Annotated in this window: 4 protein-coding genes and 2 pseudogenes; all 6 read right to left on the bottom strand. The window is 66.4% G+C overall.

Going from position 1 to position 11,657, the window contains the following annotated elements:
* Positions 1 to 197 precede the first annotated feature (197 nt).
* A complete protein-coding gene (locus K7G61_RS32065) occupies positions 198 to 6,935 on the bottom strand; it encodes a DUF3320 domain-containing protein (RefSeq protein WP_225850615.1) in 6,738 nt (2,245 codons plus the stop codon).
* A gap of 486 nt (positions 6,936 to 7,421) precedes the next feature.
* Positions 7,422 to 7,848, bottom strand: a pseudogene (locus K7G61_RS32060) (transposase family protein); the annotation flags it as partial.
* 127 nt (positions 7,849 to 7,975) lie between these two features.
* Positions 7,976 to 8,344 carry a DUF6086 family protein gene (locus K7G61_RS32055; protein ID WP_225850614.1) on the bottom strand — a complete coding sequence of 123 codons (369 nt, stop codon included), beginning with the start codon at positions 8,342 to 8,344 and terminating at the stop codon, positions 7,976 to 7,978.
* Positions 8,341 to 9,864: a hypothetical protein gene (locus K7G61_RS32050; RefSeq protein WP_225850613.1), complete on the bottom strand. Its 1,524-nt coding sequence runs from the start codon at positions 9,862 to 9,864 to the stop codon at positions 8,341 to 8,343. Before K7G61_RS32050 ends, K7G61_RS32055 begins: the two co-directional genes overlap by 4 nt.
* Positions 9,861 to 10,157 (bottom strand): WXG100 family type VII secretion target, encoded by a 297-nt coding sequence (locus K7G61_RS32045; RefSeq protein WP_225850671.1) that lies wholly within the window; start codon positions 10,155 to 10,157, stop codon positions 9,861 to 9,863. Before K7G61_RS32045 ends, K7G61_RS32050 begins: the two co-directional genes overlap by 4 nt.
* Positions 10,158 to 10,288: 131 nt before the next feature.
* Positions 10,289 to 11,534, bottom strand: a pseudogene (locus K7G61_RS32040) (IS3 family transposase).
* Between the last annotated feature and the right edge of the window lie 123 nt (positions 11,535 to 11,657).

The following is an 11,657-nucleotide window of genomic DNA, read 5'->3' as shown; positions in this document are numbered from 1 at the left end:
GCTGAGGCGGGGCGCTCCCGCATCGACTTCCGTTCGTCGCGGGGCAGTGTTCCGGCCCGCGGTTGGAATGCCACGGGCACTACGCGACAGACCGTTCACCGCACCTCACTCGGTCGCATAGGTCAGAGGTGGGTGGGCGTTCCGCGGCGGGAGCAGGCCAGCGATTCACGCGATCACCCGTCGAAAAGTTCCTAGCGTCATACGCCTGCGAGCCCGGTGAGGCAGACCAAGCCATTATCCCTTTCGGCCATGGCGTTGCGCGCGATCAGGGCATCCATGTCTGCTTCGAGGGCGGCCCTGATGTCGGAGCCGAGACGCTGCCAGCCGAAGAAGCGTGCCGTCTCCCGGGCAAGCTCTTCACGATGGAGTCCCGGTGACTCGGAGAGGACACCAAAGAGCGCCACCTGCCTCTCTTCGGGAGGTACCTGCGCCACTTTCTTGCGATTGCACGTCTCACTTGGGGTGCGTGCCACGTCCACTGTCCGTCCCGCGACGTTCCATGATGTTCCGTTCCGGACCACGGTGCCCTTGCCTTGCAGGACGTTCAGAGCTCTGCGCACACTGTTCTGGACGAGTGTCCCGGACTTGTCCACATTCCAGGCTTCACGCACTCGGGCGATGAGCAACTCCTCCTCAATGGGCCCCTCCACAGCGATGACCTGCTCGGCGACAGCTGCGACGACCGGTTGGGCGCCCGGCTCACGCAGGTCAAGCCAATGCAATCCGTACCGGTCAGCCATCACCTCACGCAGTTCGAGGAGTTCGCGTTTTTGAAAGGCACGATAGGGCTTGCTCCACGGACGGTCCTCGATCTCCATGACGGGGACCAGTCGCACGCTTGAGGTAGCCTGCTCATGGCGGATGAGTGTCTCTGCATGTACTGATGTTTCTTCGGCTGCCTGCGGTGATTGCGCTGCAGGTGCTTCCGTGGCCGTGCCGGGCGGCGGCGCGGTGCATGCTGCTTCAACAGCTTCGCGCAGTCGCCGCTCCGCGTCCTTCCGGTTGCGGTACCAGTCGGTACCCCAGATGCGGTGCAGCCGCCACCCCAGTCCGCGCAGGATCTCCTCCCGGAGGCGGTCACGGTCACGGGCGGTACGTGACGAGTGGTACATGGCTCCGTCGCACTCAATGCCGATGGCATATGAGCCGGGTGCGTCAGGGTGGCGCACGCCCAGGTCGATGCGGAAGCCGGCGACACCTACCTGCGGCTGCACGTCGTAATTCCAGCGGCGCAGCGTGTCCAGAACGTCTTCCTCGAAGGGGCTTTCCGGCGCCGCGTCCGCATCGACGGCTGCGGTTTGGAGGACATCGGGGCCGAGGAGCGCGTATTGGAGGTACCGCTTGAGGTGCTGCACGCTCTTGTTGGCACTGTCCGGTAGCTCGCCCCCGTTGAAGGAGGCAACAACCTCCATACGGTACCGGGCACGCGTCACCGCCACGTTGAGGCGTCGCCAGCCGCTCTCCCTGTTGATGGGGCCGAACGAGGCAGCCAACTTGCCTTGTGCATCGCGACCGTAGCCGACCGACAGGATGATGACATCACGTTCATCGCCCTGCACGTTCTCGAGGTTCTTCACGAAGAAGCCATTCAACCGGTCCTCGGTGACGTGGCGGGCGATGTCAGGGCGGCGTGCCAGCGCTGAGCTGACGGCTTCCTCGATCGCGTCTGCTTGCGCCCTTGACAGTGCGACGACGCCGAGGGTAAGTCGTGGGCGGGTAGCGAAATGATGGATGACGCGCTGCGCAACGAGTTCGGCCTCGCGCACGTTGTTGCTCTTGTTGCCGCGGTCGTAGACGCCGTCGGCTTTGAAGAATTCGACGCCGACCGTGTCCCCATGGCCGGCAGGGCCGGGGAACACCGTCATGCTGTTGTCGTAGAACTCGTGATTGCTGAACGCGATGAGGTTCTCGTGGCGGCTCCGGTAGTGCCAGCGCAGCTGGATCTCACGCAGTATTCCGCTGGCGGTGCAGGCGTCCAGGACGGACTCGAACCTGTCGATGCCTTCCTCGTCCCACTCGTCGTCCTCCGCGTCGGTGCCGGCGGCGAAGAAGGAGGTAGGCGGCAACTGACGCGGGTCACCCGCGACGATGAGCGCATCGCCGCGGTAGACGGAGTTCACCGCGTCCTGCGGAAGCACCTGGGACGCCTCATCGAAGATCACGACGTCGAAGCGGAAGTCCGGCGGCAAAAACTGGCTTACTGTCAGAGGACTCATCATGAAGCAGGGCTTGATGCGCTGGGCCACTTCGCGTGTCATCGCCAGCAGCCTGCGCACGGGCATGTGCCGCTTCTGCTTCTTCCCTTCCCGGATGATGGTTGCGGCGGGCCCGACGGTGATGCGGCGCGGACGCCGCAGGTTGCAGGCGGCGATCACCGTCGCATGCGCAGCGTGCACCAGTTCCCTGTCCGCAGCGCGGTAGCGCGCCACCACTTGGTCGTGCTCGGCCGAGCTCAGCGGACGCAGCCGCTCGTCAGTTGCCATCTGGTGCTCCAGCCAGACCTGCAGGACGGCGCGTTCCAGAGCATCGGGGAATCTCGCTGCGTCCACGTTGCGGCCCGCAAGCTGGTCCGGTACCCGCGCGAGTCCGTAGCGTTCGAGCACCTTCCTGGCCTCGGCGGCGGAGAGCCACGTCTCAGGGCCATACGGGTCCTGCGCCATACGGTCGAGCAGAGCGCGAACGGCTTGGAGATCGGATGCGAACAAGTTACGCAGTTCTGCTGTGCGCTGCGGTTCGAAGTGGTCGGCCAGCAGGTCTGCGCGGGTTCGCCACTCCTCGACCCGCAGAGCAACGGAGGGATCCGGTGCGGCCGAGAGCAGCAGGTGCGCCGCGGAATCCGTCAGGGCGGACGACACTCCCGCTCCAGCTGTCCGCCGTACCTGCTGAGCCCAGTCGAATGCATCCAGTACCGCCTGCTCTCCGGTTCGTACTCCTTGATACAGCGCGCCGAGCAGTTCCACGTCCGCGGCTTCGTCCTTCAGGAAACGCTCCTCGGCGGCGCGGGTGACCCGTACGGCGGCGACCACGGCGCGCGCATCGGCAAGAGTGAGCGGTGTCTCGTGCGATTTCTCCTTCGACGACACGCGTGCGACGGAGTGGATCAAGTGGGCCGCGTCCCGAAGTGGGTCGATGTGCATGCGCAGCCATTCCGCGCATTCGCGGAACGTCCGGGAGAACAATGCTCCGCGCGTGCCGAGCAGGTAGGGCCGGCTGAGGAGCTGCTGCCAGTTGTCGCATGCCTCACGGACATGCAGAACCGTCGCGGACAGACCCGGGATCTGCGAACGGCCGTCCGCCAGTGCTTCCACGAGCCGGACCCGGCGATCGGGTGCAGCGAGCACCGACGGCGCCAGCCTTTGCACGTCGGCGAGGACTGAGAGGGAATGGGCGAGCGCCACAGTGTCCGGGTGACCGTCTGTCGCGTACCGCCCCAGCAGACGGACGTCTGGCTCAGGGTCCTGCCGGTGAGTCGTGCTCGCCTCGAACGACACGGCTCGGCGTAGAAGCGAGGCCGTACGCGGATCGGTTTCAGCGCCGTCACCCTGTCCGAGGCGAGTGGTCTCGGTGTCCAGACCGCGGTACCACGTGCTGAGAAGAGCCTGGTCAGTTCGCTGCCGTGCCTCGAAGGCATCCGTCTCCCGCCGCGCGTCGCGGGTCGCGAGTACGGCCATCCGAGCGGACGCCAGTGTGTCGGGCGTGTCACGTCGGGCGGCCGCCTCCACCGTGCCCACCAAGTCTGCGGCCTGCTCCAGTGGCGCGCAGTGGGCGCGCAGCCACGTGACGGCGGCGGTCACCTCCAGACCTGCCATGTCATCGCGGCGTGCGGCGAATCGAGGTCCGGACAGAGCCTGGTACCACTCGTCCACGGCGTGCCGCAGTTCCGCCCCGGCGCGGATCACATCGGCAGGCGGAACGGCACCGTCGCAGAACGCCCGCTCGACGAGGCGGCGGCTCTCTGGCTCCGCGAGGGCGCCGGCCGCCAGTCGGTGAAGGTCTTCAGCGTGGTGCACGGCCGCCTCGAGTGCGTCCATGTCGGGCAGGTCGTCATCCAGGTATTCGCCCAGAAACTCATGGTGGGTTCGTACCGCCTGCTGCCATACGGTGTGCGCCTCGTGCCATGCGACAGCCAGGTGAAGCCGATCTTCCAGGTGGCTCCCCCATTGCCCCTCTGTGGTCAGCCCGCCTATGAATTTGCGGTCGGCGCGTACCTGCGAGGACAGTCCTGCGGCGAAGCGACGACTGGTCTGCTGAAGGCGAGTGACGGCTTCCACGACGCCCTGGGTGAGCGGTGTCACCGGGGCGAACGTCTCGGCGGCGGCCCGTTGCGCCGAGTCAAGCGCCGCTCGCGCCTGCCGGACCTCGTTGGCTGCCGTCCGCAGCGATTCCAAGGTGCCCGGTGTCAGCCAGCGCGGCAGCGCGCGGTGCGGTCGCGTCGCCAGGGAGATCAGCTCGGCAAGGTCGGCCACTTCGTCCATGATGCGCGGTGGCGGACACCCGATACGTGGTGCTGTTTCCCGGGAAGTGTGGGCAGCGCTTTCGAGGAGGGCCGCGAGAACGTGGAATTGCTTGGCTGCCGCATCGAGTTCGTCACGGCGCAGGGCACTCATGTCCAGTCCGGGCGGACACAGGTCGGCCAGTCCCGTCTCCGCCCTTCCAGGACCGTGAGGCAGCTCAGGGGAAATCTCCCCCCAGTAAGGTCCGGCCTGCCGCAGTGCCAGTTGCCGTGCGGCGATCACGCGGTCCTTGCGCACGGCGAACTCGTCGAGCGCGGCGGCCACCGCCGCGACGGCGGACTGTTCCAGGTCGTCCAGTACATGGGGGGCGAACCATTCGGCGAGCGGCCGATAAGCGGCGTCGGCCAGATCCGCCAGCGCGCAAAGGGCTCGGACCGAATCGATGGTTTGGGGCTTCTCGGCGCCCAGTTGCTCGGTGAGTCTCCGAACTTGTAGGTCCGCGTCGTCCAAGCGGGCGGCCGCTGCGTCGAATGCCGCGGCAGCACTCTCCGCCGCATCCTCCGTGAACTCGTCCAGCCGCAGACCTGCGGGCTGCACGTCAGCCAGCCGTCGTTCGTCGTCGCCGGGATCGGCTTGAAGCCGCGGAGACAGCTCCTCCCAACGGGGACCGGTGAGACGGGTGGTGGAAGTCTGAATGCGCCGCAGGTCTCGTACTTTGCGCACGAACGCTTCCAACGGCCCCTCCACCTGCTCAGCCGCGTCGTGAGCGGTCAGCCACCACTCCGGCACCCCTGCTCTCGTGTCAAGGAGAGAAAGGAGGCGGACCAGCCGGTCGACTTCTGCCAGGGAGCGGTAAGGAGCGCTTGTAGCGTTGAGGTCTTCGTACGGGCGGGCTGCTTGCATCAGGCTGTCCAGCGCGGCGCTTGCCTGCTCCAGGGACGTCGCCGGGTGTCGCTGTCCGCTGCGCAGATCACGCCAGGGGAAGGCCGGATCGGCCACGGCCTGCCAAGAGGCGCTGATGGCGCCGGCAGCGGAAAGTATCGCGTCGAAATCTTGGGAGCTGAGGCGATCCGCGTGAAAGCCGCCATCGGGCCCATCACCGGGAGGCGGCAGCGTCGAGTAGACGACGGGCGCCTCCGCCAACTGGCCGAAACGACCGATCACGTCGTGCAAACTCCTACCCAGAGGCTGACGCGTCTCGTTCATGGCCTCGGCATACGAGGAGAGCTTAAGACGATCCGCCTGTACCTGGACACGGGCATGTTGCGGCAGCGGCGAAGCGTGAGGTTCCTCGGCCAGAGCCCGGGCGAGCTCGTGGGCGACGGCCTTTCGGCTCGTGTGGTGGCTGTGCAGCGGCAGCACGTACGAGTCGAGGCCGACAGAGACGAGGCGGTCGTACACGACGTCCAGAGCGGCGGCCTTCTCGCTGACGAAGAGCACGCTGCGGCCGGCGTGCATCAACGCGGCGATGATGTTCGTGATGGTCTGGCTCTTGCCGGTACCGGGCGGGCCGTCCAGCACGAACGAGTGCCCTTGCACCGCGGCCGCGACCGCCTGCCGCTGCGAGGCGTCTGCGTCGAGCACCAGGGGCGTGTCCTCGGGAGGACACACGTCGTCGATGCGAGTGAGGGGCACCTCGTCGAAGTCGAACCGGTCCGGGGGAAGCGCTGCTTCCGCCCCCAGCGCGACGGCGCGTACCAGGTCGCTGCGCAGGAGATGCTGCTCGTTTTCGAGGAGATCTTGGTACATGACCTCCTTGTGCGAGGCGAAAAGCGCCAGCACAACGAGGTCACTGACTTCCCAATCAGGTTTGCCGGATACCGCCCGCTCAACAGCTTCGAGCACCTCACCGACGTTGCGGCTGTCGCACTCCGCAACCGGACTCCAGTCGACGCCCAATGGCTCCAGTCTGATGCCCAAGGCGGGGTTGATCCGTGGCTCCTCGTCGTGATTCGCCCGAAGTAGGAAGCGGCCATCCGTACGGAAGAGTTCCACCGGATACAACATGAGGGGCGCATTGCTGAAGGTGCTCGATCCGTCGTCGCGCCAACGAAGCAAGCCGACGCCAAGGTGGAGGGTCCACAGACCATAGTCGTTGAACAACTGGACGGACTTGGAGCGCAAGCCGCGTAAGGACCGGAGCAGAGCCGTGGCGGTAACCTTCTGGGTGACGATGCCGTCTGCGTCGTCAAGTCCCTGCAGCGCGTAACCTTCGTCGTCCGGCTGGACTTCGGCATCTTCGCCCGGCTCCTCGGGGAGCGGGGCAAACGGTAGGACCTCACCACCGGTGAGTGCCGCCACGAGCTCGTCGGCACCTGGCTGCTTGATCTCCAAGGTGGCCGACTTGGTGTGCCGGAAATTCAGCAGACGGTTCCGTCCGCTCATGTCGATCAGATCCTTGCGCCATCCGGCCAGAATGGCCTTGAGACGCACAAGGTCGTCGCTCCCGAAGGCACCGTGCTCCGTCACGTCAGCTTTCATCCGTTCTCATGTCTGCGTGAGGTTCCGAACAGCCGCCGGCCCCGAACGAGCGGCTGATGTGCGCGCCTCCGGGCCGCCAGGCGCGAAGCCGAGCGCGCTCGCCCGACACGGCACCGCGCACAGCGCTCTGCCCAGCGCAATAACCCCACCCCCCAACGATCAGGCGATTCTACGCTCATGTGTGCATCTTGGGATGAGAAGCGAGCGAACCTGCCCTACCGTCACGTTGCGTAGGGCGTACTTGTCGAAACAGCAGGGCACAGCCTCAGCGGGCGATGCAACACACCACGGGCGCGTCGCTCTCCGACCTCCGAGTCGCTCCTACGTCCCCCCATGGTCTTCGCACCAGCACGCGCGGGCTCTAACGAGGCTCTCACGAGCGAGGTGCCACCCGACGGGACCTGCTACCGAGACGAGGTGCCGACGTATGGACCGACCTGCACCGTCGGGACTCGCCCGCCCCCGACGGACGACGTGTCATGGCTTGCCGAACGCTGCCCAGCAGGTGGTGCCGGCCTCGGCGAGTGCCTCGATGATGCCGTGCTCGCTTGCGGCCCGGACGTCGTGGGCGATCGACAGTGATTCGGTCGATGGGCAGGAGCATCCGTCCAGGATCACGTACGCCTTCATCGACGCCGCTCGTACGGCTTCGGCAAGGGTGGAGGCGAGAGTGGCCAGGAGGTTGCGGCCTCGGTGATGTATCGTCAGCCGGTGAGGGTGCCGATCCCGAAACCGGCCGCGAGCTGGACGTCGGCCGGCGGTTGCGCAGGTGGACGAGGGTGAGCAGGGCCTGTCGGCCTGTGTTCAGGCGCCGCCATCGGGGTCCGAGAGCGCGGCGGTGTGCCCTCAAGCGGGCGGCGAGGAAGCGGAGGGCTGAGCTGGACGCGTCGACGCCGGACGGGTAGACAAGCATGCGAAGCCCCTGGTGGAGACAGTTCTCTTGGTCGAAAACCCATTTTCCAGGGACTTCATCGCGCCGTCAGCCCAACCCCCGCACAGCAAAGGCGGGTTGGACAAGGCTCACTGCCTCAGATGCCTCCTCACGAGCGAGACATGTATGCGGCATGCTCCTTCCGCATCGCTGCCCACACCGATTCCTGCTTCTGGGACTCGGCCTTGGGGTAGCTGCCGCCTGCTCGTTCCACCAGCACTTGAGCGGTGGGGATGAACGACGAGAGCAGGGCCCGCACAATGGGGTGCGTGGTCTCGTCATAGCGGCGCATGGCTGCGGTCACGAGCGCCTCGAATGCGGGCAGGTCAACCTCGCACTCGTCCTCGATGATGTCTCCGAGACCGGAGGGCATCTTCAATGCTTCAGCGATGGACTCCGCGTGCCCTTTGAAGAGGTGTGCCGGGAAATTGGATGGCCACCACAGTACGTCGTCCCCGAGATCGAAAGAAATACTCATGGCGCCCAGCGAACCTCCACATCGACTCCGTTCTGGGTCTCCCAGTCTCTCACGGCCTGCTCCACCGCGGCTCTGAAGGCGGGAGTCGCACCGGGCTCGGTGAAATCTATACCGAACGACGCGTTCTCGTACCCTTGCGCATACGGACGGCCTCGTAAATAACTGTCCAGTTTCTTTGTCACGTTCTTGGCCACCCATTTTTGGATGTTGATACGGGGGTCCTGCCCCGTGGCAGTCTTCTCTTCCCATAGTCTGCCGTCATCACCGACGACATCGTAATCCGTGATGGTGTCGGATGGGTCGTTGGGGTTGTGGACCACGTATTCCTTGTCTCCGGGGCGTGGTGGGCGAACCCGGTTCGAGAGTTCGCCCCCGTCCTCCGGTGGCGGCTCCTCGCCGTTGCCTCCGGTCGGTGGCTTCCCGTCACCTCCGCCGCCCCCGCCCCGGCCACCCGTTCTTGCCGGCGTACGGGCTTCCGTCTCGGCCAGTTCGCGCTCCAGGGCCTGGCTGACCTCGGTGGTTTCGGCGTCGACGACCTCGAGTTCGGGTGCGCTGTCGGCAGCCGCCTGAAGGTACACCTCCAGATCGGCGATCATCTCCGTACCGATCGTGGTGACGGCCTCGTCGAGGGCGACCTCGACCTCGCCGAGGATGGCCGCGGCCTCGCCGGCGTCCAAGGCGCCGGCGGCGGCATCGGACCCGCCGAAGGTGAACAGGGACAGCGCGGCGCCGACCGCGGTGGTGAAGCCGATCGCGATGCCGGCTTCACCGAGTTTGTGCTCGACCTTGCTGTGCGCGGTGTCGATGGCCTGGGCGAAGGCATCACAGGCCTTGGCCAGCTGGTCGCAGGCATACTTGGCCGTCGACAAAGGGGCTTTGCCGCCGTCCGCGTCATCCTTCCAGATCTGGGCCCAGAAGTCGGCCATCGCGGTGATCGAGTCACCGGAGTTGTTGTCGGTGATGGACAGCACCTGTCCGTGCAGACCGCCGCCGAGCGTGTCGATCGCGGACGAGGCGGTACGGAAGGCGGTCGCAGCGGTGCGCAGACTGTCCTGGTGACCGTTGGGCCAGTACTTGGCGATGGCATGGGGTACGGAGGAGTGTCCCGGTCCGACCGCCGAGGGCGGGTCGGGGTAGAAGATGTCGGCGTAGACCACCGGTGGCTCGAACTGCTCGGGCGGAGTCGCCCCTGCCTTGGGATTGGAGTGGTGGTCGGCCTTGAGGTAGTTGTTCGCGGTCGTCACGAGTCCGGTGGCGGCCTGGCCGATGGCGCGGTCGGCGGCCGACAGGGCGCCGAACAGGGCCTTGGCCGCCGGGTCGTACGTGGCGGCGAACCCGTGGCCGTAACTGTCGTCACCGGCCATACCGGAGATGTTCTGCAACGCCGTGTTCAGGGTGGTGGCAATCGTGTCGAGCGTGCTCTGGCCGGCGGCGAACCTCAGAGCTACGAGATACAAGTCTTCCGGGTACAGATTCAGGGGCGCGGCGACGCTGCCGCCGTCGTCGACGTGGCGGCTCACCGGCCGCCCCACATGCGCAGGTTGGCCATGTTCGCCGCCGCGTAATTGCCGTGGGCGGTCTTCAGGATCGTGTGCAGGTCGCGCAGGGCACTGTGCAGGTCGCCGGAGGCGGTACGCCACTGGTGGTAGTACGCGCTGAACGCGTCCTGCGCCTCACCCTCCCACCCCTCGGTCACCCGCCGCACCGCACCGTCCAGCTGCGTCAGGTGCTTCTGCAGCCGCACCACCAGAGCGTCGAGGTCCTCAGCGTGCTGGGCCAACTTCTCTAATCGAACCGATATCCGTCCCGACATCCAACCCTCCGCGGTGATCACCCCGAAGAGTGTCTCAGGTTCGAACAATCGGGAGGAAGGCCTCTCCCGGCGTGCCGGGATGGTGTCCTCTCTCGTGGTGTAGCTGAACCGTTCCGGATCTGGTGGAGACTCTAGATCTTGACTGTGACCTGGGGCTTCTTGTCGGTCAGGTGGTAGTTGGCTTCGTACTCTGCGGGCGGGATGTGGCCTATTGCACCGTGCAGGCGGTGGTGGTTGTACCAGTCGACCCATTCGGCGGTGGCGAGTTCGACATCGGACAGGTTTCGCCAGGGCCGGCGGGGCTTGATCAGCTCGGTCTTGAACAGGCCGATCGTGGATTCCATCAGGGCGTTGTCGTATGCGTCGCCGACGGATCCGATGGAGGCCGCGATGCCTTCCCGCTGAAGGTGTTCAGCGAGCGCGAAAGAGGTGTATTGCGACCCGGCGTCGCTGTGATGTACCAGCTGGCCGGGCTGGTGGCGGTTGCCCTCTCGGTCGCGCTGCCACAGGCCCATCTCCACTGCGGCCAGGACGAGTTCGGTGTGTTTCGTGGTGGCCGCGGACCAGCCGACGATGCGGCGGGAGAAGGTGTCGACGACGAAGGCGACGTAGACCGTGCCGGCCCAGGCCGCGACGTGGGTGAAGTCCGCGACCCAGGTCCGGTTCGGTGCCTTGGCGACGAAGTCGCGGTCGACCAGGTCCGGGGCCCGCTCGGCGGCCCGGTCCTGGACAGTCGTGACGATCTTCCTGCCGCGGACCGCGCCGGTGATGCCGACTTCGCGCATCAGCCGCTCGATGGTGCAGCGGGCGACCTGGTGGCCCTGCCGGCGAAGGTGGTGCCAGATCTTGCGGGCCCCGTAGACGCGGTAGTTGGCCTCGAACACCTCTTGGACCAGGACTTTCAGTTCCGCGTCGCGCACTGCGCGCGCCGAGGGCGGGCGGGCCTTGGAGGCGTAGTAGGTGGAGGGCGCGATGCTGAGGCCGTGCTCGGTGAGCACGGTGCAGATCGGCTCGACGCCGCCGAAGCGGTCGCGGTGCTCGTCGATGAACGTCACGAGTGTAGGTGTGGCCGGTCGAGCTCGGCCGCGAAGAAAGCCGAGGCCGCCTTGAGGATCTCGTTCCCCGCTTGAGCTCGGCGACCTCCTTCCTCAGCGCTTTGACCTGGGCAGACTCCTCCGTCGTCGTCCCGGGCCGGGTCCCGGAGTCGATCTGGTCCCGGCGGACCCACTGGCGCACCGTCTCGGCCGTGCCGATGCCGAGCTTGCTCGCAACGGCCTTCATCGCGGCCCACTCGGTCTCGTAGTCCGGGCGCACCTCGGCAACCATGCGCACCGCACGACGCCGCAGCTCAGCGGGATAAGGGGAGGGACGTGCCATGACTCGATCCTCTCAAAGAATCGAGCCTCCACCGAACCCGGAACGGTTCATTGTCGGCCAAGGGGCTGACGCACGGGGAGATCTCCGCGCACCTGGCCGAGGTCTACGGGGCGACGGTGTCCG

The sequence above is a fragment of the Streptomyces sp. HPF1205 genome (assembly GCF_020400825.1).
Taxonomy (GTDB): Bacteria; Actinomycetota; Actinomycetes; order Streptomycetales; family Streptomycetaceae; genus Actinacidiphila.
This window is presented reverse-complemented; position numbering and strand designations above follow the sequence as displayed.